This is a genomic window from Pantoea sp. UYEF8 (assembly GCF_040546285.1).
Taxonomy (GTDB): Bacteria; Pseudomonadota; Gammaproteobacteria; order Enterobacterales; family Enterobacteriaceae; genus Pantoea; species Pantoea brenneri.
On the sequence record NZ_JBEPNM010000003.1, the window covers coordinates 106,174 to 129,134 of the forward strand.

At 58.6% G+C, this 22,961-nt stretch carries 20 protein-coding genes; 12 read left to right on the top strand and 8 right to left on the bottom strand.

Translation table 11 applies throughout. From position 1 onward, the window contains the following. The first annotated feature begins 172 nt into the window (after nt 1-172). Nucleotides 173-1,414 (top strand): MFS transporter, encoded by a 1,242-nt coding sequence (locus ABIB18_RS06820; RefSeq protein ID WP_031377912.1) that lies wholly within the window; start codon nt 173-175, stop codon nt 1,412-1,414. Nucleotides 1,415-1,850: 436 nt separating this feature from the next. Here ABIB18_RS06820 and ABIB18_RS06825 read toward each other — a convergent pair whose 3' ends face one another. Then, nucleotides 1,851-3,008 (bottom strand): Gfo/Idh/MocA family protein, encoded by a 1,158-nt coding sequence (locus ABIB18_RS06825; RefSeq protein ID WP_046288564.1) that lies wholly within the window; start codon nt 3,006-3,008, stop codon nt 1,851-1,853. A gap of 278 nt (nt 3,009-3,286) precedes the next feature. On the opposite strand from ABIB18_RS06825, the gene ABIB18_RS06830 reads away from it, so the two are divergent. Together ABIB18_RS06830 and ABIB18_RS06835 are read left to right on the top strand one after the other, a co-directional pair. Next, nucleotides 3,287-4,195 carry a glucosamine kinase nucleotide-binding domain-containing protein gene (locus tag ABIB18_RS06830; protein ID WP_354473877.1) on the top strand — a complete coding sequence of 303 codons (909 nt, stop codon included), beginning with the start codon at nt 3,287-3,289 and terminating at the stop codon, nt 4,193-4,195. Nucleotides 4,196-4,240: 45 nt separating this feature from the next. Next, nucleotides 4,241-5,356 (top strand): ROK family transcriptional regulator, encoded by a 1,116-nt coding sequence (locus tag ABIB18_RS06835; RefSeq protein WP_031377785.1) that lies wholly within the window; start codon nt 4,241-4,243, stop codon nt 5,354-5,356. 56 nt (nt 5,357-5,412) lie between these two features. Here ABIB18_RS06835 and ABIB18_RS06840 read toward each other — a convergent pair whose 3' ends face one another. Both ABIB18_RS06840 and ABIB18_RS06845 read right to left on the bottom strand, forming a co-directional pair. Then, nucleotides 5,413-6,504, bottom strand: a complete 1,092-nt coding sequence (locus tag ABIB18_RS06840; RefSeq protein WP_031377784.1) for an ABC transporter ATP-binding protein — start codon at nt 6,502-6,504, stop codon at nt 5,413-5,415. A 13-nt stretch (nt 6,505-6,517) separates the two neighbouring features. Continuing rightward, on the bottom strand, nt 6,518-7,117 hold the full coding sequence (locus tag ABIB18_RS06845; protein WP_031377783.1) for a GNAT family N-acetyltransferase: 600 nt from the start codon (nt 7,115-7,117) through the stop codon (nt 6,518-6,520). 551 nt (nt 7,118-7,668) lie between these two features. On the opposite strand from ABIB18_RS06845, the gene ABIB18_RS06850 reads away from it, so the two are divergent. The 4 genes from ABIB18_RS06850 (at nt 7,669) to ABIB18_RS06865 (ending at nt 12,189) form a co-directional block, all read left to right on the top strand. Next, nucleotides 7,669-9,000: an extracellular solute-binding protein gene (locus ABIB18_RS06850; protein ID WP_046288566.1), complete on the top strand. Its 1,332-nt coding sequence runs from the start codon at nt 7,669-7,671 to the stop codon at nt 8,998-9,000. Nucleotides 9,001-9,057: 57 nt separating this feature from the next. Beyond that, nucleotides 9,058-9,930: a carbohydrate ABC transporter permease gene (locus ABIB18_RS06855; RefSeq protein WP_031377781.1), complete on the top strand. Its 873-nt coding sequence runs from the start codon at nt 9,058-9,060 to the stop codon at nt 9,928-9,930. Further along, entirely contained in the window at nt 9,930-10,745 is an 816-nt protein-coding gene (locus ABIB18_RS06860; protein WP_031377780.1) for a carbohydrate ABC transporter permease, read from the top strand. The genes ABIB18_RS06855 and ABIB18_RS06860 overlap by 1 nt, the downstream gene beginning before the upstream one ends. A 103-nt stretch (nt 10,746-10,848) precedes the next feature. Next, nucleotides 10,849-12,189 carry a glycoside hydrolase family 28 protein gene (locus ABIB18_RS06865; protein ID WP_089561328.1) on the top strand — a complete coding sequence of 447 codons (1,341 nt, stop codon included), beginning with the start codon at nt 10,849-10,851 and terminating at the stop codon, nt 12,187-12,189. A 1-nt stretch (nt 12,190) separates the two neighbouring features. Here ABIB18_RS06865 and ABIB18_RS06870 read toward each other — a convergent pair whose 3' ends face one another. After that, on the bottom strand, nt 12,191-13,261 hold the full coding sequence (locus ABIB18_RS06870; RefSeq protein WP_354473881.1) for a tartrate dehydrogenase: 1,071 nt from the start codon (nt 13,259-13,261) through the stop codon (nt 12,191-12,193). Between the two features lie 64 nt (nt 13,262-13,325). On the opposite strand from ABIB18_RS06870, the gene ABIB18_RS06875 reads away from it, so the two are divergent. Beyond that, the gene (locus ABIB18_RS06875) at nt 13,326-14,264 is read left to right on the top strand and encodes a LysR family transcriptional regulator (protein ID WP_046288567.1); all 939 of its coding nucleotides are present in this window, start codon (nt 13,326-13,328) and stop codon (nt 14,262-14,264) included. A gap of 184 nt (nt 14,265-14,448) precedes the next feature. Next, nucleotides 14,449-15,543: a YncE family protein gene (locus ABIB18_RS06880; RefSeq protein WP_031375482.1), complete on the top strand. Its 1,095-nt coding sequence runs from the start codon at nt 14,449-14,451 to the stop codon at nt 15,541-15,543. 57 nt (nt 15,544-15,600) lie between these two features. Here the strand turns inward: ABIB18_RS06880 and ABIB18_RS06885 are convergent, their stop codons facing one another. The 4 genes from ABIB18_RS06885 to ABIB18_RS06900 all read right to left on the bottom strand — a co-directional run bounded on the left by ABIB18_RS06885 (nt 15,601) and on the right by ABIB18_RS06900 (nt 18,936). Next, complete coding sequence (locus ABIB18_RS06885) at nt 15,601-15,894, bottom strand: DUF1330 domain-containing protein (RefSeq protein WP_069728781.1); 294 nt, start codon at nt 15,892-15,894, stop codon at nt 15,601-15,603. 11 nt (nt 15,895-15,905) lie between these two features. After that, a complete protein-coding gene (yghU, locus tag ABIB18_RS06890; RefSeq protein ID WP_031375480.1) occupies nt 15,906-16,769 on the bottom strand; it encodes a glutathione-dependent disulfide-bond oxidoreductase in 864 nt (287 codons plus the stop codon). A 220-nt stretch (nt 16,770-16,989) separates the two neighbouring features. Beyond that, nucleotides 16,990-17,874 carry a sugar phosphate isomerase/epimerase family protein gene (locus ABIB18_RS06895; RefSeq protein ID WP_031375479.1) on the bottom strand — a complete coding sequence of 295 codons (885 nt, stop codon included), beginning with the start codon at nt 17,872-17,874 and terminating at the stop codon, nt 16,990-16,992. A 24-nt stretch (nt 17,875-17,898) separates the two neighbouring features. Beyond that, on the bottom strand, nt 17,899-18,936 hold the full coding sequence (locus tag ABIB18_RS06900; protein WP_354473882.1) for a Gfo/Idh/MocA family protein: 1,038 nt from the start codon (nt 18,934-18,936) through the stop codon (nt 17,899-17,901). A gap of 335 nt (nt 18,937-19,271) precedes the next feature. On the opposite strand from ABIB18_RS06900, the gene ABIB18_RS06905 reads away from it, so the two are divergent. The 3 genes from ABIB18_RS06905 to ABIB18_RS06915 all read left to right on the top strand — a co-directional run bounded on the left by ABIB18_RS06905 (nt 19,272) and on the right by ABIB18_RS06915 (nt 22,551). Continuing rightward, entirely contained in the window at nt 19,272-20,297 is a 1,026-nt protein-coding gene (locus ABIB18_RS06905) for a LacI family DNA-binding transcriptional regulator (protein WP_069728783.1), read from the top strand. A 150-nt stretch (nt 20,298-20,447) separates the two neighbouring features. Then, nucleotides 20,448-21,371 carry a TIM barrel protein gene (locus ABIB18_RS06910; protein WP_354473883.1) on the top strand — a complete coding sequence of 308 codons (924 nt, stop codon included), beginning with the start codon at nt 20,448-20,450 and terminating at the stop codon, nt 21,369-21,371. 10 nt (nt 21,372-21,381) lie between these two features. Continuing rightward, nucleotides 21,382-22,551, top strand: a complete 1,170-nt coding sequence (locus ABIB18_RS06915; RefSeq protein ID WP_354473884.1) for a Gfo/Idh/MocA family protein — start codon at nt 21,382-21,384, stop codon at nt 22,549-22,551. Nucleotides 22,552-22,961 lie beyond the last annotated feature (410 nt).

The window sequence follows — 22,961 nt, forward strand, 5'->3', positions numbered from 1 at the left end:
CCGGCCCGTATCCGCCGACTGCTGCCAGGCTGAACCCTTTGGCCGCACCGGCGGTGACGACCGGCACCGCCAGTCTCCGCATCCTGAAGCCCATCGCGCAGTCAGGCCAGGTTGACGGCACTCTCAACACCGCGCAACGACGCGGGAATCATCACTTTAAATGGAACAGAACATGGGATTTATGGCACCTGCAGCAGAAGAGTCGCTGTGGCGACACCGGACGTTTGTCGCGTTCTGGCTGGCCCGCACCTGCTCGTCGTTTGGATTTCAGATGTTTTCAGTGGCGATCAGCTGGCAGATTTACGCCCTGACCAACAGTGCGCTGGCGTTAGGCATGATCGGATTGATGCAGTTTATGCCCTCGGTGCTACTGGCATTACCTGCCGGACACCTGGCCGATCAGTACGATCGACGTCGCATCGTGCTGTTCGGCCAGCTGGTCGAGTTTGCCGCCCTGCTGGCGCTGGTGGTGCTGACGCTGTTCCATTCAGTCGATAAAACCGCCCTGTGGGGACTGGTGTTTATGATCGCCGTCGCCAAAGCGCTGGAGTGGCCCGCCATGTCCTCGATGCTGCCGTCGCTGGTGCCGCCCGGCATTCTGGCGCGCGCTATGGCGATGAATTCAGTCGGCGGACAGGCGGCGGTAATTGTCGGACCGACCCTTGGCGGCCTGCTCTACGTGGCAGGCCCGGAAGTGGTGTATGGCGTCTCCGGGCTGTTCTACTTTATCTCGCTAACGCTGGTCAGCCTGCTGCGCTATCAGCGTCCCAGTCAGCCACGGCTGCCGATGAACATGAAGAACCTGTTTGCAGGTATTCACTTCATCCGTGAGCGCAAAGATGTGCTGGGGGTGATCTCGCTTGACCTGTTTGCGGTGCTGCTGGGCGGAGCCACCGCGCTGCTGCCGATCTTTGCTAAAGATATTCTGCATACCGGGCCGTGGGGATTAGGCATGCTGCGCGGTGCGCCCTCTGTGGGTGCGCTGCTGGTGGGTATCTGGCTGAGTCGTCACAAGCTGGATAAGCATGTCGGGATGATTATGTTCGGGTCGGTGGCCGGGTTTGGTGTCGCTACGCTGGTGTTCGCGCTCTCCAGCCAGCTGTGGCTGTCGCTGCTGGCGCTGGCCGCGCTGGGCGGGTTTGATATGGTCAGCATGGTGATCCGCGGTGCGCTGGTGCAGCTCGATACGCCCGATGCGATGCGCGGGCGGGTCAATGCGGTTAACGCCATTTTCATCAACACTTCTAATCAGCTGGGCGAATTTGAGTCGGGGCTGCTGGCGGCCTGGCTGGGTGCAGTACCGGCGGTGGCGATTGGTGGTATCGGTACGCTGGTGGTGGTGGCGCTGTGGATGAAACTGTTCCCGCATTTACGCCGGCGTCAGAAGCTGGAGAATGAGGTCGATCCGGTTTAATAACCGGCGTTGGGATTAGGTGAGGGGATTTGTGCGGCAGTGGACCACGACGCAGGCTCAGGGAACATACGCCTTGCGCAAAGACGCAAAAAACGCCATCCCTGGCAGGCTCAGCGCGGGCGATTACGCACCTCATCCCTGAAGTGCGCCCGTAGCCGGGCCAACGCGTTGCGTTGTTCAAAAACGCTCCCGGCGTTTTTGTCCCCGGCCCGCGCTGCTTTGCTGCAGGCGTATGTTCCCCTCGCTTTAGTTTGTTTGTGTCCAGAGCCTATCTGCGGCCCTTGAGAGTCCTGTAATAAGGCAGGAAAATCTGGAGGTAAGATGATCTTCGTAAGCGAAGTGGTAACTGGCCCGAAGGCCAGTTCAGGAAGCGACCAGTCATACTGCCATTCAAATCCCGGGGCCAGAGGGGGAAGCTGACCCGCAGGTGGGGCCATCAGGCCCCGGTTTTTCCCAGGTTGGCGTCAAATGTTAGCCAGCTTTCACGCATATCCACTACGCTGCGGGTTTTGCGGGCCTCATCGATTTTTATGGCGGTGAGGCCCGCTTCCAGCGCGTCCACCACTGAAACTTTCAGCGGTGTTCCCTGTTTAATGTGTTTCACGATCTCTTCCGCCATCAGCGCGTCAGCGCCGTAGTGGCCATCGTACGCATTGCCGCTGTAGGCGGTATCGACCTCTTTCTCGCCGCTGCGCGCATTGTGAACGCGGAAGTAGTTACGGACGAAATCGCCCTCAGCCATGCCGTCAGTGCCGATCACGCAGAAGCGACGGAACTCATCCGGCACGTTAAGGTTGGCGTGAAAGGCAAGGGTGGCGCCACCGGCATACTCAATCAGCGCGGTCTGGTAATCGACAATGTCGGCATCGCTGTTGAATACTGCGTCGGTACTGGACCAGCCGCTGGGCTTAATGTGATAGACCTCTGAGTCGGCGGTCACCGCGCCCTGTGGCGCATGGGCTGGCGTGAAGGATTTGCGGCCGCCAAAGCTGGCGACCCGCACCGGGCGCTGCTGCATTAAGCCCTGATAGAGGTCGATGTCGTGGCAGCACTTTTCCAGAATATAAGGGCCGGCATATTTTTCCAGCCGCCGCCAGTCGCGCTGGAAGAAGGCACCGTGATACGGCTTGATATGTTCTGTGGCTTCAATTGAGGTGATCTCGCCCAGCCGACCGGCGTCACGCGCCGCCAGCAGATCGTGATAGAGCGGTGAATAGCGCAGTACCAGACCGACCAGAATGCGCGCCTCGCCATACTGACGCACCAGCTTCGCCATCTCCATGGTCTGCTGTTCGTTGATCACCACCGGTTTTTCAGTAAACACGGTGTAGCCCGCAGCCAGCGCCTGGCCGACATGCTCAAGATGCAAAAAATTGGGCGAGCCGACCAGCACCACATCCATCCCGCCGTGCTGCAGCAGGGCTTCAATCGAATCGAACGACTGGCCGGGATCGATAGCAAAACTGTGCAGATTGGGCAGTCCGGCGGGGGCCGGATCGTAATAACCTACCACGGAGAAGGCGTCGTCGGCGTTGTTGAACTCTTTGATAACGTGGGACAGACGAAAGCCGAGACCGATAATGCCTACTTTCATGTTAAACCCCTGATCCTGAAATCGGATAACGCAGAACCCGCCCAAAGCCAGGCGTGGCTGTTGATAATCTGACCATCAACTTATTACGATGGAAAAACTAATGTCAATATCGGCCTGCATGTTTTGCGAAGGTGTTTTTTGTTATCTTTATGTAAAACAAAGAAAAACAGGCTATCTTTAATTACCATATTTATTTGTTATTGCGATTTAAGTTTTTTTCCCCTATCGTTCGCTGATTATGGCGACAACTCTGAATCTGTGGAGGCGGGAGGAAGCGCGTGCACTCACACTATCTCCTTGGCATTGATGGCGGCGGCACCCAGTGCCGTGCGCGGTTAACCGACCTTCACGGTACGGTGCTGGCGGAAGCCACTGGCGGACCCGCCAACGTCTGGTCGCAGTATGAGGCGGCGCTGAGCTGCGTCACGCAGCTGATCGATCAGGTATTTTTACAGGCCGGCTTAGCGCCGCAGGCGCTGGCGCAGACCTCGCTGGTGGCCGGATTAGCCGGTGCCAACGTCGCGTCGGTGCAGGCGCGCCTGTCTGACTGGCAACCGGCCTGTGCCGCGTTGCAGCTGGTCAGCGATGTGGAAATCGCCTGCGCAGGTGCGCACGCGGGCCAGCCTGGTGCGGTATTTATCATCGGCACCGGCAGTCAGGGCGCGGCCTGGGATGGCGAGCGCTTTACTCTGCTGGGCGGCTGGGGCTTTGCGCTTTCCGATCAGGGATCGGGCGCTGAGCTGGGCCGCCGGGCGCTGCGTCTGGCGCTGCTGGCCCATGAAGCGATGGTCGAACACAGCCCTCTGACGCATCAGCTCATGGCGCAGTTTGATCACAGCCCGGAAACCATGCTGCTGTGGACCCGCACCGCCGCGCCTGCTGACTGGGCGCGCGTGGTGCCGCAGGTGTTTGCTGCGGCCGACGCCGGTGACGGCCATGCGCAGACGCTGCTGCAACAGACCGCGGCTGATATTGGCATGATGGTGCGTCGTCTGACCGCGCTGAGCAGTGGACGCGTGGCGCTGATGGGCGGACTGGCCATGCCGATTTACCGCTGGCTGGCAGCCGATATTCAGACCCGGCTGGTCACGCCGCTGGGTGACGCGCTGAGCGGGGCACTTACGCTCGCCCGGACGCAGGCTAGCGGTGTGCCGGAGCCCCGCCCGATCCCTTTATCCCGTCACTGACCTGAAGCCTGTTGCCCAGCGTCAGTGCGTCAACCTGAGGAATTTATGACCGCTCCCAACGTGACCGCGCGCATTCTGCGGTTGATTGTTGAAAACGCGCCGATTAGCCAGTCCGATTTGAAAGTACGCAGCGGACTGAGCATGTCGACGGTTTCGCAAGCGACCAATCGGCTGCTGGCACAAGAGATTGTGCAGGAGCTGGGACTGCGTCGCGTGTCGATGGGGCGGCCAAAAACTCTGCTCGGACTCAATCCCGATCGCGCCAGCGTGATCGGCATCCAGCTCAACGCTGAACGCAACCTGATCGTCATGACCGATCTCAGTGGCAACCTGCTGGGTGAACAGCAGATGCCGCCGGGCACCATGACGCCACGCCAGCTTGGCGATGCGCTGGCGAAATTCCTGCGCGGCGTGGAAGAGAAGCGGGTCGGAGCTATCGGGCTGGCATTATCGGGGCTGGTGGATGCCGAAAATGGCTACTGCATCCGCTCGAAGGTGCTCGACTGGGATAACGTTCCGATTGCCCGCCAGCTGGAGGAACGCTTCTCGCTGCCGGTGTTTATCGAAAATGATGCCAATGCGATGGCGATGGCGGCGCTGGTGTTTGGCCAGCTTGGTACCGCGCAGTCGGCGGTGATTGCCACCTACGGTAAAGGGATCGGCGCCGGGATTATCCTCAATCGCCAGCTCTATCGCGGTCGCCACGGCAAAGCGGGTGAGATTGGCAACGGGCTGGTCGGTGATGGCTCGCTGCGCCTGCTGGAAGATGTCGCTTCTTCGCGTGCTATTTTGCAGCGGGTGGCGGAAGGCGAACCGACAACGCTGACCTTACAGGCGCTGGATCAACGTCCGACGCCTGAGGTGCTGGCGGCGCTGGAAGAGGCGGGCCGTGAACTGGGTATCTCGCTGGCCAACCTGTCGGTGGCCTACGATCCGGACGTGGTCTATCTGGCGATGGAGCCACATATGGCGTCACGCATTCTGCTTGATCACATTACCCAGAGCTTCCAGGCTTACCGGCTGAAACTGACGCCGCACATGACGCCGTTGCAGTTTCTGACCGAATCAAACCGGATGTGGGCACTCGGTGCAGCGGGCTTTGCGGTTAACCGTCTGCTCGACCTGCTGGCTGCCCAGGCAGATGAAGAGCCGGTCACCTGAGTTCTCCTGCCAGCAAAACGGGCGCCGAAGCGCCCGCTGACCTTACCCTCCGCGCCTTAACGCAGGCGTAATCCCTGCTGATCAAACAGCAGGCAGTGCGCGGCGGAAATCCCCAGTTCGACCTGCGCCCCCAGTTCACGCTGATGCGCCTCACGCTCTTCCACCACCAGCATCTGCTCCCGGCCAATATCGAGATAGAGATAGTTAGTGTGGCCGAGCATTTCGCCAAACGACAGCTCACCCTGAAAACGCAGCGCCTCCGGCGTCTGGGCGGCGGACTGGAAGTGTTCCGGGCGGATGCCGAGCGTCACGGTCTGTCCCTCGTGGCACGGGGCGGCAATTTTCAGCACCAGGCCATCAATCTTCAGCTCCGGCAGCCGCAGCTGCACTTCACCTTCACCGACCGCGGCGATCTCCGCCTGCAGAAAATTCATCTTCGGCGAGCCGATAAAACCGGCAACAAACAGGTTATCCGGATCGTGATACAGCGTCAGCGGCGCGCCAACCTGCTCAATCCGGCCCTGCCGCAGCACCACAATCCGGTCCGCCAGCGTCATCGCTTCCAGTTGATCGTGGGTCACATAGATCATGGTATTACCCAGCGAGGCGTGCAGTCGGGCAATCTCAATCCGCATCTGCAGGCGCAGCTCGGCATCAAGGTTAGAGAGCGGTTCATCGAACAGGAAGATGCGCGGATGACGGATAATTGCCCGGCCAATCGCCACGCGCTGGCGCTGCCCGCCGGACAGCGCGCGCGGTAGCCGGTCAAGCAGTTCGGTCAGATGCAGGCGGGCGGCCGTTTGCTCGATCGCCTGGGCGATCTCCGCCTTCGACTTCTTCATCACCTCCAGCGGATAGGCGAGGTTACCGCGCACCGTCATGTTGGGGTAGAGCGCATAGGACTGAAACACCATGGCAATGCCGCGCTCGGTGGCGGGCTGCCGGGTCATGTCCTGCTCCTCAATCAGCAACTGTCCGCTGCTGATCTCCTCCAGCCCGGCGATCATCCGCAGCAGCGTCGATTTGCCGCAGCCGGATGGCCCGACAAATACCACGAATTCCCCGCTGTTAATCGTCAGATCGATGCCATGAATCACGTTAACGTGCTCGTAAGACTTCTTCACATTCTGCAAGCGCAGGCTGGTCATCGGACTACCTCACTCAGAGTAACTGGCCCATGTAAATGGCGTTGCTGCGCAGGATTGGGCTGAATCCCATGCGCTGATAAAAAGCGCAGACCTGCTCGTTTTGCAGGCTGACGCCAAGGTGAACGCCGCTGACGCCCGCTGCCCGCAGCGCCGCCAGTTGGTGCTCAATCATTTTGCGGCCCCAGCCCCCTTTTTGCGCCGCCGGGAGCAGGTTGATATGCAGATGAGCCGGCCAGCGGCTCACCAGCGCCTCAGCCGCAGCGTCAGGATGGCGAATGGCGTCGAGTATCTTGTCGTCAAGCGGCGCGTCGGCGCTGCGTTGCTGATATTTCTGCTGTAACTGTGGCCACCATTGCGCGGCTAACTGCGCTTCAAAGGCGCGGGTATCCGGTGCGGCCACCACATAGCCCAGCACTTCACCCTCGATCTCCAGCACAAAAGCAAAATCCGGTGCGAAACGCGCATAGGGCACGGCAAACCGCTGGCCGGGATAGTCAGGATCAGAGTAGAGCGCACGCGCATCCCCGCCGGCATCCGCCGTTTCCAGGCAGATGCGGTAGAGCGCCGGATAGTCCGCCGGGGTCGCCGGACGAATGACACCTTGATTCGCCATGGTGATTTCTCGTGAGTGGATGAAGGGGACCGTCACTGACGCGGTCCGCCGATGAAAAGTTACGTTAATGAAAGTGGACTTAGTTTTCAAGATAGAATAATTACCTTATCGCACTAACGCCGGCGGTTCAGCAATCTTTACCGGTTTCTCGCTTCACAACTGTGATCGCCAACACGCCCGGCGCACGGCGCTTGTCTCTCTCCTGACCCGCGGGAAAAACGGCAAACTGTGAGCGTGATAGGATTTTCATATGTTTTATCAGCGAGTTATTTTGCGACAATCGCGCTGGCAGATCGTGCTACGGAAGCGCTGGTTCAGGCTGTGCTGCCGCGGCAACCGGCCATCTGTCCAGCGGAGTCTGCTGTTTTTACCGCCAGGTAGCTGTTTATTTGCGCGTGCTCACAGCGTTGTAATTTCACCGGCGGGCTGTTTGACTTTATTTTTTTATTAAAGTAAGTATGGGTGAGCGCGTTTTCTATGCGGCTTCAGTCTGCGGGATGCAGGCGGTGAGATGAAGGGATGCCGATCCTGGTCTGGAGAAGGTGATCATAATGTCTGTTTCCTCAGTTGGTTCGTTCCGGGTTCGCAGTCTGGGTCGGCTTTTGGCGGCGGGCTTGCTGGCGGGCAGCGTTGCCCACGCCGCGCAGGCTGCCGTTACCCTGAATGAGTGGGATATCTATAACTATCCACAGCAGACCGCGGCGGTGGATGAGGGTATCAAAGAGTTTACGCAGCAGAATCCGGGCATCGTGATTAATCGCTCGGTTCACTCGTTTGAAGATACGCGTATTCCGCTCAAGCTGGCACTGACCGCGGGCGACGGTCCGCAGATTGCCCAGGTGAATCAGGGCGGTGGCGATATGGGATCGCTGGTAAAAGATAAGCTGCTGCTACCGCTTGATAGCTACGCCAGCGCTGATGGCTGGACCACGCGCTTCCCTGACTCGGTCCTCAAGCGTAACCGCTGGTCAGACAGCGGTGAGTTCGGCAGCGGCAAACTGTACGGCGTTGCCAGCCTCGGCGAGATGGTCGGGCTTTACTACAACAAGGCCCTGCTGGATAAAGCGGGCATTGCGGTACCCAAAACGCTGGCCGAGCTGGAGAGCGCCATGGCGAAGCTGAAGCAGCAGGGCACCGCACCGATGATGCTCGGCCTGCTGGATGGCAACATGGGCCAGCAACTGCTCAGTACGCTGTGGCAGGCGCAGATTGAAAGTCATGACCGCAAGACGCTGGATAATCTGATCTACGACGTCGGCGGCAGCTTCAAAGATGACAAACTGGTTAAGGCCGCCAGCATGATGAAGAGCTGGACCGATAAAGGCTACTTCTTCCCTGGCTTCCAGGGCATCGGTCATGATGATGCCGCCACGCTGTTCCAGAACAATCAGGCGGCGTTCCTGGTGAGCGGTACCTGGTATCTCGGCCAGTTTAAAGATAATAAAGATATCCATTTTGCCGCGATGCCTGCCGGTGAGGGGGTGAAACAACCGCTGATGGTCGGTGGCACCGATCTGGCCTTCTCGGTGACCAGCACCGCGAAGAGCAAAGAGCAGCAGGATGCGGCGGCGAAGTTCATCAACTATATGGTGTCAGATGCGATGGCTGACCGCTGGCTGAAGGTCGGCTTCCTGCCGGCCAGCACCAACAAAGCGGCGAAAATGCCGACGGACAATCCGCTGCTGGCCGAAGCCTGGCAGGTGTGGCTGACGCTCAATGACTATGACGGTTTAGGCCACTACGTAGACTGGGCAACGCCGACCATGAATGCCGAACTGAATCAGAACGTCCAGTTGCTGCTGGCCGGCCGTCAGACTGCCGATCAGATGGTCGCCAATTTCGACAACAACTATCAGCGTTACCTGAAAACCCTGAAACATTAAGCCGGTGGCCCGGCGCATCGCCGGGCCTGAGCGTCGTTCTGAGCCACGAGTACGGTTATGTTGAATTTAAGCGGTTGGCGTAATTTTCTCTATGTTCTGCCGGCGGTGCTGGTGTATGCGGTATTTCTGCTGTTGCCGCTGCTGGCCTCGCTCGGTATCAGCTTTACCGAATGGGACGGCACCTCACTGCCGGTATTCAGCGGCGTCAGCAACTATCTGCGGATGTTCAGCGATCCGGTGTTCTGGATCGCGCTGGGCAATAACGCCATCCTGATGCTGTTCTATACCCTGCTGCCGATTAGCATTGGCCTGCTGCTGTGCAGCTTTTTGTATGACACGCGCAACAACAGCGAACGCAGCGTGCTGCGCATTCTCTTCTTTCTGCCCTATATCATGCCGATGGCGGTGCTGGGCGTGGTGTGGCGCTGGTTATATAACCCGGCGTTTGGCCCGATCGACCAACTGCTGCGTGCCATTGGCTTACCGCAGCTGGCGATGTCATGGCTGGGCGATTTTACCTGGGCACTGCCGGCTGTCGGCTTAGTCGCCACCTGGTACTTCTTCGGCTTCTGTCTGGTGCTGTTTATGGCGGGCCTGCAGCGAATGGATCCCTCGCTGCTGGAAGCGGCCGACCTGGATGGATCGTCGCGTCGCCAGAAGTTTATGCGCATTACCCTGCCGGCCCTGCGGCCTGAGGTGCGGATTGCGCTGCTGCTGACGGTGATTGCCAGCCTGAAAGCCTTTGACCTGGTCTATGTGATGACCCAGGGCGGGCCGGGCACGTCCACCATGGTGACCAATATCTTTATGTATAAGCAGGGTTTTGACCTGCACTACTTTGGCTATGCGTCGTCAGTGGCGGTGTTCAGCATGCTGATTGTGTTAGGGATTAACTACCTGATTCACCTGGCCTTAAAGGAGCGATACTGATGCGTAGTACGCCGGTGATTTCACGCACGCTGATCTGGATCGTGGCGCTGATGACTATTCTGCCGTTTCTGATGGCGCTGATGACCTCGTTCAAAACCCAGATGGAGCTGTTCCAGGGGGTATTCACGCTGCCCGCCTCGCTGAATTTTAAAAACTACCTCACCGCCTGGCAGCAGGGACATTTTAACGTCTACTTCCTCAACTCGGTGCTGGTGGTCATCCCGGTGGTGCTGTGCAGCGTGCTGCTGGGGATTCTGGCCGGATTTGGCTTCGCCTGGCTGAAGATCCCCGGTAAAAAAGCGATCGCGGCGATGCTGGCGCTCGGCATGGTGTTGCCGAGCGAGGCGTTTATCATCCCGCTCTACCACGAGCTGCGCTGGATGGGGCTGACCAATACCTATCTGGCGCTGATTTTGCCGCAGATTGCCCTGTCGCTGCCGTTTACAACCCTGATGATCGCCAGTGCCTTTCAGCAGGTGCCCAAAGAGCTGGTGGAAGCGGCGGTGATGGATGGTGCCTCGCGGGTCAAAATTTTGTGGGGCATCCTGGTGCCGGCCATCTGGCCGACGCTCTCGACGCTCGGGCTGCTGCTGTTTATCTGGACCTGGAATGAGTTTTTAATCCCGCTGATTCTGGTCAATAAAGATGAACTGCGTACCTTACCGATCGGCATGATGTTCTTTCAGAATAAAAACACTATCGACATTCCGGTGCTGATGGCGGGTGCGATGATTGTCATCCTGCCGCTGGTGGCGGTGTTCCTGATTTTCCAGCGCAAGTTTATCAGCGGCGTGACCGAAGGCGCCGTGAAGTAATCTGTGATCGCCGGCACGGAACGGGGCAGTGGCGACCAGACAAAGGTTTGCGGCACCGGAACGTGCTGCAATTCTTCCTCCTCACTCTTGCGGGAGACGCATGATGCACCTTTCCCTTGCCGATTTTCATCCTGCCGCCGACGGCGAAACCCTGGATACCGCGGTGCTGCAACGCGCGATGGATCAGATTGCCGCCGCCGGCGGTGGCCGCCTGACGCTGCCTGCCGGGCGCTACCGCAGCGGCTGCCTGAATCTGCCCTCTGATTTTGAACTGCACCTGGAGGCGGGTGCGGTGTTGATCGCCAGCCAGCAGCTGGCCGATTACCAGCCGGTACAGGCGCTGAGCAGCGCCGAGAAGTCACACAACGTGCTGCTTTACGCCCTTGGCCAGCGCAATATCACCCTGAGCGGCACCGGCCGGATTGATGGCGAGGGCGAAGCCTGGTTTGCCACCGAACGTGATGAGCAGGGCTATCGTCTGCCGCGCGCCGACCGCCCGCGCATCATCGTTTTTGAAGATTGCGAGCAGGTCAGGCTGGAAGATTTCACCATCGTGCAGGCACCGATGTGGACCGTGCATCTGGTGAGCTGCCGCCATGTGCATATCGACCATCTCACCATCGATAACGCCATGACCATGCCGAACACCGATGCGCTGGATATCGACAGCTGCGAGGCGGTGTTTGTCAGTAACTGCTACCTCAGCGCCGCCGATGATGCCATCTGCATTAAAACCACCCACAAGCCTGCGGCGCTGCGACGTCCGGCCCGCCAGATTATGATCACCAACTGTCTGCTGCGCAGTTACAGCTGTGCCTTTAAAATCGGCACCGAAACCTGGGATGATGTGGAAGATGTGACGGTGACCGGCTGCACCATTTTCGATTCCAACCGCGCAATTGGCATTCTGTCACGCGATGGCGGGGCGATGCGGCGGCTGCTGTTCAGCAATCTGACCTTTGCCTGCCACCATGCACCACCGTGCCATTGGGGCAAAGCCGATCCGCTGTTTATCTCGGTGCGCAGTCGCGATCCGGCGATTGTGCCGGGCCGCGTGGAGCAGGTGCAGTTCACTAACGTGACGGGCGTAGCGGAAGGGGCGATTAACCTGCATGCGGCGCAGCCGGGCGCGATCCGCGATGTGTTAATCAGTCAGGTGCAGCTGCGGCAAAGTGTGGCGTCGGTGGCGTCGGTGGCGCAGGGGCAGTATGACGTCCGGCCGCCGTGTAACCCTGACTCACCGACCGGCATGGGACTGGATAACGCCTATAAGCTCGATCCGAAAACCGGAGAGGCGTTCGGGGTTGAGCGCTATCCCGGCGGATTGCCGGGACTGTTTGCGCGCGGCGTGGAGAATCTGCAACTGCATAACCTGGCGATCGTGCGGCCGGAGCCGTTACCGTCAGGCTGGCACCCCGACAGCGTGGTAGAGCTGCCGGAATAACTCAGAGCGCGGCGGCGATGGCACTACCGAGCTGTTCGGTGCTGGCGCTGCCGCCGAGGTCGCGCGTCAGGTGCTCACCTGCGGCCAGCGTACGATCAATCGCCGCTAATACCGCATCACCCGCCGCTTTATAGCCCAGATGCTCCAGCATCATCGCGCCGCACCAGATCTGTCCAATCGGATTGGCGATGCCTTTACCGGCAATATCTGGCGCTGAGCCGTGCACCGGTTCAAACAAGCTTGGGAAGTGGCCTTCCGGGTTGATATTGGCGGAGGGCGCGATGCCGATGGTGCCGGTACAGGCCGGACCGAGATCCGACAGGATATCGCCAAACAGGTTACTGGCGACCACCACATCAAACCAGTCCGGGTGCAGCACAAAATTGGCCGTGAGAATATCGATGTGATACTTGTCGACTTTCACCTCGGGGAACTGGCCAGCCATCGCCTCAACCCGGCTATCCCAGTAAGGCATGGTGATCGCAATACCGTTCGATTTGGTGGCGGAGGTCAGGTGTTTTTTCGGGCGGCTCTGCGCCAGCTGGTAAGCAAATTTCAGGATGCGATCGACACCGGTGCGGGTCATCACCGTTTCCTGGATCACCACCTCGCGATCGGTGCCGGGGAACATGGTTCCGCCAACGCTGGAGTATTCGCCTTCGGTATTTTCGCGTACCACATAGAAGTCGATATCACCCGGCTGACGGTTGGCCAGCGGCGTTTTAACACCGGGCATCAGGCGTACCGGACGCAGATTGACGTATTGATCGAACTCGCGGCGGAACTGCAACAGCGATCCCCACAGGGAAACGTGGTCGGGTACCACGTCCGGCCAGCCAACCGCACCAAAGTAGATGGCATCAAACGCTTTCAGCTGCGGAAACCAGTCGTCAGGCAGCATCTTGCCATGCTGCTGCCAGTAGTCGGCGCTGGCGTAATCAAACCACTCCCAGCGCAGCGGAATATTGAATTTTTCAGCCGCCGCATTCATCACGCGCACGCCTTCCGGCATCACTTCTTTGCCGATACCGTCGCCAGGAATTACCGCAATACGATGGATTTTGTCAGTCACAGGGCACCTTTCCGGTTGATGTTCGAATTGTGTACGCAGTATAACTGTCGATTCCGGGGAAATAATGAGCCTGAAACGCAATCCAGTGTTGAATCAAAGTAGAGAATCCCGCACCTCAACCGACGACCTCGCTTTCTTCGTACGGCTTGCGGCGCTGGACAGCCTGACCGCCGCCGCCCGTGAACTCGGGCTGTCGCTGGCGGCCGTCAGCAAACGACTGAGCCAGCTGGAGCAGCGGCTCGGCGTGCAGTTGCTGCGCCGCACCACCCGTCGGCTGGAGCTGACGCCGGAAGGGCGGCGCTATCTGGCGGGGGCGCGTCCGCTGCTGGACCAGCTGGCGGCACTGGAAGAGGCGGTGAGCGGCGAAACGGCGCAGCTGCGCGGCACGCTTAACATTAACGCCTCGTTTGGTTTTGGCCGTCGTCATATTGCGCCCTGTGTGTCGGCATTTGCCGCGCTGCATCCGCAGCTTTCCCTGTCACTGCAGCTCACCAGTCAGCCGCTCAATTTCCTGGACGCGCGCATGGATATCGATATCCGCGTCGGCGAACCGCCTGACTCCCGGTTGGTGGCGCGCAAGTTACGCACCAATCCTCGTATTCTCTGTTGCTCTCCGGCCTACGCGGCGCGGCATGGCCTGCCGGAGACGGTGCGCGATCTGGCGCAGCACAACTGCATTCTGCTGCGCCAGCACGACAGCGATTTCACCCTGTGGCGGCTGACGTGCGGTGAGCAGAGTGTCAGCCAGAAGGTGCGCGGCAGTCTGATTACCAATGATGGTGAAGTGGCGATGCGGCTGGCGATGGATGGACACGGCATTCTGCTGCGTTCGTGGTGGGATGCGCAGCACAGCATTGCCGCGGGCGATCTGCTGCCGGTACTGCCGGACTGGCAGGCACCGGATGGCGATATTTTTGCCGTCTGGCAGGCGCAACGGCAATTGCCTGCGCGCATCAGCGCCTTCGTCACGTTTCTGCAACAGCATTTGCAGGTCGGGCCGTGAACCCTGACGGGGTTGTCGTCGACGGCCGGAGATAGCCTGCGACACGCGGCGCTGAGCAGCCCTCAATCCACCGCTGCGTTTACATCTTTTTTACTAATGAGTATGATTCTCATTCTTTTTATTCTGTGTCTTCCCGCCGTGCTGCGGCCTGATGGAAGCCGTTCGCCCCTTACTGGAGTTAAGAATGAAAACCTTATTCAGCCCGCGCAAAGCGGCACTCGCCCTGGCGATTGTCACCACTTTCAGCCTGACGGCATGTCAGCTGCCAGCCCGAAAAGCAGATGCCAGCACGCCGGTTACGGTAGAAACCACCGGCCAGGGCCATCTGACCCAGCGTGAACTGGGCGAAGGTCTGTATGAAATGGCTTACCTGCCGGCAAAAAATGCGCTGTATGTGGCCAGCGCCCAGGGTTTTAAAGATGTCAGCGGCGGCATGATCTATCGGCTGGATGCCACCACGCTGAAGACCACCGGCGAAGGGCATTACGACCTGAAGAACTTCGGGCTGGCCAGCGCGCCTGATGGCAGCGCACTTTACGCCACTAATTCGCTGGATGGCGGCATCTCTGCTATCGATCCGGAAAGCGGTAAGGTGCTGAAGCGCCTGATGTTCAGCGAGAAGAATGAAAAAGGTCTGCCGTTCGGGCCACGTGAAATTTTCCTGCACGACGGGCTGCTGTATGTCGGCGGCGTCGGCGATCCCGGTCTGATCTGGGTGGTGGATGCGAAAACCCTGACGCTGAAAACCCGGATTAAAAACGCCGGCAAATGGGTCACCGGCATCATCTATTCTCCGGTCAGCGATCGGATTTATGCGGCCAACGGCAGCGGCGAAATCCTGGTGATCAATCCGCGCAATAACAAAATTGAACAGCGCCTGACCGCGGGCGATGGCAAAGAGTATCTGTTCCTCAATATGGCCGAAGATCCGGCGACTGGCCGGCTGTTCGTCACCGATAATTCAAAAGCTAAAAATACGCTGGTGTTTGATGAACGCAGCGGCAAGGTGATTAAGCGTCTGGATCTCGGGGATTCACTGGGGATTAAATTTAACGGCAAGCGCAATGAGATCTACATCAGTCAGCGTGAGTCGAAGAAAGTGCTGCAGCTGGATGGCACCACCTATGCGGTGAAAAATAGCTGGTCGTTTGACAGTCATCCAAACAGCCTGCTGGTATCACCCGATGGTCAGACCCTGTATGTGACGGTGAAGCAGGGCTTTAATCCGGATCACAGCAGCCAGGGGCCGGACAGCGTGGTGCGGATCGGGCTGGAATGACGGACGTAGGCGGCAGGTTGCCGCCTGAAAATTCAGGGACGCCGCAGCGTCCCTTTTTTATTTTTCAATACCCTGAACCAGGATCGCGCGATAGTTCGCCCCTTTCAGACGATGCACTTTGGCCGCCTGATATTCCGGGCTGTCATACCACGCATGTGCCGCTTCACGGCTCGGGAATTCCAGAATAACTACACCTTCCGCTTCCTGGCCTTCCAGCGTTTCCAGTTCGCCATAAAAGGCCAGCGGGTTGATCGGGTGATCGCCGCGTGCCTGGCCCGCTTTCTCGGCGTAGATCGCCATTTCATCTTCGTTCAGGGTGTTATCACGAATAAATACAACGTAAGCACTCACAGGGTGTCTCCTTAAGCTTTTTTATCCTGGGTCTGGGTATCAAAGTCAGATGCATCATGACGCTCATGCAGCTGATCGGCCGGGTCGCCCATTACACGGTTAACCTTGCGGCCACGGATCACGGCAGGACGCTGAGCAATCTCTTTCGCCCAGCGCACCACATTTTTATAGGACTGCACATCGAGGAATTCGGCGCCGCCATACTGGTCATTCAGCACCAGATTGCCGTACCACGGCCAGGTCGCGATGTCGGCGATGGTGTAATCCTCACCGGCGAGATAGCGATTATCGGCCAGCTGACGATCCAGCACGTCGAGCTGACGTTTGGCTTCAAGGGTAAAGCGGTTGATGGCGTATTCAATTTTCTCTGGCGCGTAGTGATAGAAATGGCCAAAACCGCCGCCGAGATAAGGCGCAGAGCCTTGCAGCCAGAACAGCCAGTTCAGCGTTTCGGTGCGTTGCGCCAGATCTTTTGGCAGGAAGTAGCCAAATTTTTCTGCCAGATAGAGCAGGATATTGCCCGATTCAAAGACCCGAATCGGCGGCGTGGCGGAGTGGTCACTCAGCGCCGGAATTTTGGAGTTAGGGTTAACCTCAACAAAACCACTGGAGAATTGATCGCCTTCGCCGATGCGGATCAGCCAGGCATCATATTCGGCATCAATCACGTTAAGCGCCAGCAGCTCTTCCAGCAGGATGGTCACTTTCTGGCCGTTCGGCGTGCCGAGCGAATAGAGCTGCAAAGGATGCTTGCCGACCGGCAGCGCTTTTTCATGGGTAGGGCCAGCGAACGGGCGATTGGTTTTAGCGCCGTTGCCTTTTGCTTCGGGATCCCAGCTCCAGACTTTTGCGGGCTGATATGCATTTTCCGACATAGTGAAGGTTCGCCTTGTGGTGTGATGTTTGTCTGGAGTGTAGCAGGTGAATAAAAGCCGGTTTAACTCTGCTGGCGGTGATCGCGGCCTGGCCCGTTGCCTGCCGTGTGGGTTATCGGCTGAGGGCGACGCGAGAGATGAAGGGCAAACCGTGCCCGCCGCGCGGATGGCGAGGCGGGCAGAAAGGCGGCAAAGCGCGACTGGCTGCGGCCGGGTGAGGTTATTTGCTGAGTAACTCGCGCTCGATCAGTTCGCGGGTCTGCACTGCCTGAACCTTCATCTTTTCCGGGTAACCAAACAGCGAGGCGGCGATGATCGGCTCACCACCCACTTTGTAACTGCGTGTGGCAAAGTTAGTGTCGCGCAGCGTCTGGAACAGGGTATCGAAATCGACTTCGCCTTCGCCAACGCCGACGTGCTGGTGAATCGTGGCATCAACGCCGGGCGGGTTAACGATGTAGCGGCAATGTTTGGTGTGGTTCATGGTGTCAGCGATCAGCATGTGCGACAGATCGTCTCCGGCATACTCCAGCATCGGTTTTACATCGCCTTTGCCTTTGTCGTAGAAGAAGGTATGCGGCGCACTGTAGATGTACTTGACGTTATCGCTGCGGAACGACTTCACGATATCCACCGTTTCGTTGTTCTCTTCGCAGAAATCCCACGGGTGCGCCTGAATCTCGACCCGGATCCCTTCACGTTCGATAATCGGCAGCAGCTCCTCCATCGAACGATAAAACATCTCTTCACAGATCTCCGGCTCATTAGGCGTGCCGGAGAGTTCGGTGTTGATCACCTGCACGCCCATCTCAACCGCAATCTCAATCATCCGTTTCCAGTTTTTCACTGCCGCCTGGCGGCGCAGCTCGTCCGGACCGGACCAGCGATAGACCACAATAAAAGAGGAGATCTCCAGCCCGGTGGCGCGCAGCGCGTTTTTATATTCAGTCATGATTTCGCGGCTGGCTTTGGGATGCTTATAAAACGGGTTGATCTGCGGATGCGGCGACTGTTCGATATATTTATACCCCCAGTCAGCCACCTGATGGACCATGCGGGTGATGCCCAGGTCTTTAATCACATCCACATCAAAAGCGATTTTCATCTGTCTGCTCCGGAAACATTAACGTTACTGTTCTTCATTAAAGGTGACGCCGATCTGCTGCCTGACGCTGTCGATGGTGGCCAGGGTAGTAATCGCCTTGTCGAGCGAGTGGATCGGCGAATCAGTCAGGTTCTGCCCGATACACCAGGCGAAGTGGTTGATTTCATGACACAGCTGCAGATAGCGGTTGGCGGGTTCTTCCCAGTACAGGCTGTGGCGACCCTCGCTGGAGGTGAGGCGAAAATTGCCTGGCGCATAGAACTGCCCCTCCAGCACCAGGCTGGCATCACTGCCGGCAATCACCGCGGCGCCAGGCGTGTTGCTGAACAGTGTGGTATTCAGCAGCGAATGCATGCCGTGGCGATGCGTCAGCAGCATTGACGTCTGACCGTTTACGCTGCCATCGGGCACCGGCTGGCCTCTGGCGATGATGCTGTCGGGCGCGCCACCGCCGATAAACACGCTGAGTGCCACCAGGTAACTGCCGAGATCGAGCATCAGCCCGCCTGCCAGATCGTGGTTAAAGATGCGGTGATCCGCGGTAAAAAATTCGCCGTGATCGGCAATCAGGGTGTGAACCTCGCCGAGCACACCATCCGCCAGTAACTGTCGGATTACGTCATATTTCGCTGCGAAGTTGCACCACATCGCTTCCATACACAGCAGGTTGCGGGCTGCGGCCGCCTGCTTCAGCTGCGTTGCCTGCTGCGCATTCAGCGCCAGCGGCTTCTCAATCAGCAGGTGCTTTCCGGCCGCGATAGCGCGCAGGCCATCCGGAAAATGGTGATTATGCGGCGTGGCGATATAGACCGCGTCGACATCCTCACGCGCCAGCAGCGCATCCATGCTGCTGGCGGCATACGCAATTGACCACTTTTCGGCAAACGCCTGGGCTTTGGCCGGATTACGCGCCGCCACGGCTGTCAGTTGCTGGTCGGTATGGTGGCGTAGCGCATGCGCAAAATGGTCGGCAATCCAGCCGGGACCGATAATTCCCCAGCGCAGCGACGGCAGAGTTCGGGCATCGGGTAAGCGTGGGGTGGGAAGCGTTGAGGGAAACATACCCATTCCTTCTTTTGCGTGCAGGGTCCAGTCAGAACCCCACTATAGAAAGCCTGTTGCCACCGCTCTAATCATTTGATGATGCGATTCCATCAGGGAAGTTAACGCCAGATTTTTACCCGTTTTAGCAAATGCCCGTTTTAAAAAGAATCAAAAAAGAAATGAAAATTTCATTTTGCGAAGGTGATCAAAGTAATGACGTATTTTCTATCAAAAAAATGAGAGAAAATGTGCCTGGTCATGACAGGATTAACTGCTGCCGCGCAACGGCAGAGAAAACGCTGAAGGGGAACTGCCCATTTCGGCAAATGAGGATCGACAGCGGGAGAAGGATGATGTCAAAAGTAACCATGACGGCAATTGCAGACGCGGCAGGTGTAGGGGTGGCGACGGTCGATCGGGTACTGAACCGCCGGGCACCGGTGCGCAGCGTAACCGAGCAGAAGGTGCTGGCGGCGGCCCGACAGCTCGGCTATCGGCTGCCTGCGGCGTACAGCCTGCCTGAGACGCAACCCGCTGCGGCTCAGCTGCGTTTTGGTTTTATCCTGCTGCCGGCCCGTTATTCGTTTTATCAGCAGCTGAGTGAGGCGCTGCAACAGCGGGCGCGCGGGCATCAGCCGGCAGGCAGCGAAACTGAATTTCGCTGGCACGACATTCATGAAGTGGAGGCGGTCGCCAGCTCTCTGCGCCAGCTCGCGCAGCGTAACGATGTGATTGGCCTGGTGGCGCTGGATCATCCCTTAATCCGTCACGCTATCCAGGATGTGTCGCGGCTGGGCGTGCGGGTCTACGCTCTGTTGTCAGATTTTTCGCCCTGCGAGCACGCCGGTTTTATTGGCATTGATAATCAGAAGGCGGGGCGAACCGCCGCCTGGATGGCGCAACATCTGCTGCGTCAGCCGGGCTGCGTCGGCGTGTTGCTTGGCGACCATCGCTTTACCTGTCAGGAGAGCAGCGAGATCAGCTTCCGTTCCTATCTGCGTGAATCGGGCGTCAGCCAGCGGGTGCTTGAGCCGTTAAAAACCCATGAATCAAATGAAGGCGGCTATCAGGCCACCCGCCAGTTGCTGGAGCAGCATGATGATCTGGTGATGATTTATGCGCCCTGCGGTGGCATTGAAGGTGTGGTGCAGGCCCTGCGAGACAGCGGCCGCCGTCAGATTGATTTGCTGTGCCACGGTCCGCTGCCCGGCGATGAGCTGGCGCTGATTGACGGCACGATATCACTGATGCTGCGGCACCGGATTGATGTGATGGCCGATGCGGTGATCGCCACCTGCCTGAGCGGCGGGAGCGAGCAACGCGGTAACTTTGCCCAGGTGACCGTACCGTTCGAACTGGTGACGCGCGAAAACCTGTAAAACAGCGGTTTTAACGCATTTATGATAGAAAACTATCATAAAATGAAGTTATTAAACGCGATCGCTATCAAAAAATGAAACTTTCATTGTTGTCTGTGATGAAATTTTTATTTGATACTGCCAGCTGTTCTCATCGCACAGGCAGATATCATGACCCTACACATTGCAAATGCGCCCTGCAGCTGGGGCGTAGACGATCCGAATAATCCATGGCTGCCGCCCTGCCAGAAAGTACTGACGGAGGCCGCGCAGGCGGGCTACCAAAGTATCGAGCTGGGTCCCTGGGGCTACCTGCCAACCGATCCCGATGAGCTGACCCGGCAGCTTAATCATCATGGCCTGTCGCTGGTGGCGGGCACCATTTTTGATGATTTAGTCAGTGAAGCGCATTTTCCGGCGCTGGTGACGCTGACCCACAACCTGTGCCGCAACCTGGCGCAGGTCCCGACTGCAACAAAAACCGCAGGCGTTAACGCGCCGCCGCCTTATCTGGTGATCATCGATTTTGGCAATCCGCAGCGGGCGAAATATGCCGGTCAGTCGGAAAAATCGCCGCGGCTCGACGATGAGGCGTGGCACCGCATGATGCAGCACATCACCATTCTGAGTCAGATCGCCTGGCAGGAGTATGGCGTGCGAGCGGTGATCCATCCGCATGCGGGCGGCTGTATTGAGTTCGCCGATGAACTGGCGCGGCTGGTGAACGATATTCCGCATCAGGTGGCCGGTTTATGTCTCGACACCGGCCATCTCTACTATGCCGGGATGGACCCGATTGACGCGCTGCAACGTTACTGGGCGCGCATCGACTATCTGCATTTCAAAGACGTTCATCATCAGCGGTGGCGCGACGCCATTACGCGTGGACTCGACTTCTTTAGCGCCTGCGCTGAAGGCGTACTGTGTCCGCTGGGGCAGGGCGCGATCGACTATCCGGCGGTGCGTGCTCTGCTGGCAGAACGTGACTATCAGGGCTGGATCACCATCGAACAGGAGCGTGACCCGCGCCAGGCCGACACCAGCCTGGCTGATGTTACCGCCAGCCTGCACTACCTGCGCTCAATCGGATTCTGAGGACAACATCATGATGAACGGTAAAAAAGCACTGAATCGCTCGTTGCGCTGGGGCATGGTTGGCGGCGGCGGGACCAGCCAGATTGGGTATATCCACCGTTCAGCGGCGCTGCGTGACGGCAACTTTTCGTTGCTGGCAGGCGCGTTTGATATTGATGTCGCACGCGGGCGTGAATTTGGCAATGCGCTTGGCGTGGCGTCAGACCGCTGTTATCCCGATTACGCCAGCCTGTTTGCCGCAGAAGCCGAACGGGAAGACGGGATAGAAGCGGTCTCGATCGCCACGCCCAACAATACCCATTTCGCCATCTGTCGGGCAGCGCTGAACGCCGGACTGCATGTGGTGTGCGAGAAGCCGCTCTGCTTCACCGTCGAAGAGGCGGATGAGCTGGAACAGCTGAGCCGGGAGAAGCAGAAGGTGGTCGGCGTGACCTACGGCTATGCCGGACATCAGCTGGTCCATCAGGCGCGTGAGATGATCGCTGCCGGTGCGCTGGGTGAGATCCGCATCGTCAATATGCAGTTTGCTCACGGCTTCCACAACGAGGCGGTGGAGTTACAGAGTGAAAGCACCCGCTGGCGGGTCGATCCGCGCTTTGTCGGCCCGAGTTATGTGCTGGGCGATCTCGCTACGCATCCGCTGTTTATTGCAGAAACGATGCTGCCACAGCTGAAAGTGACGCGGCTGCTCTGTTCTCGTCAGAGTTTTGTCGCCACCCGCGCGCCGCTGGAAGATAACGCCTTTGTGATGATGGAGTATGACAACGGCGCGGTTGGCACGCTGTGGGCCTCGGCGGTGAATGCTGGCTCAATGCACGGCCAGAAGATTCGGGTGGTGGGCGCTAAAGCCAGCCTGGAGTGGTGGGATGAACAGCCAAATCAGCTGCGTTATGAAGTGCAGGGCGAACCGGTGCGGATTCTGGAGCGTGGCATGGGGTATCTCAGCCCGCGCGCACTGGAGGAGGACCGTATCGGCGGCGGTCATTCCGAAGGGCTGTTCGAAGCCTGGTCGAACCTTTACCGTCGCTTCGCGCTGGCAATGGACGCCAGCGATCGTGGCGACAGCGCCTTCCTGCAGGATTTCTGGTATCCCGATGTGCATGCCGGATTGATGGGCGTGCGCTGGGTGGCGCAATGCGTGAAATCAGCGGATGCCGGTGCGGTATGGGTCGAATGCTGAGGCAAGGCGTGGCGTGAGCCTTCGAGGCCGGGTTCGTTGCTCTGAAAAGCAAAAACCCGCCAGAGGCGGGTTCTTTAAAGATGGTGCCCGAACCCGGACAAAAATGCCGGGAGCATTTTTGCATCGCACGCTGGCGTGCGGACCCGCAGGGCGAGCCACAGGGAAGTGGCGAGTACATCGAACCTTCGAGGCCGGGTTCGCCGTCCTGAAAAGCAAAAACCCGCCAGAGGCGGGTTCTTTAAATATGGTGCCCGAACCCGGACAAAAATGCCGGGAGCATTTTTGCATCGCACGCTGGCGTGCGGACCCGCAGGGCGAGCCACAGGGAAGTGGCGAGTACATCGAACCTTCGGAGCCGGGTTTGCCGCGCTGAAAAGCAAAAACCCGCCAGAGGCGGGTTCTTTAAAGAT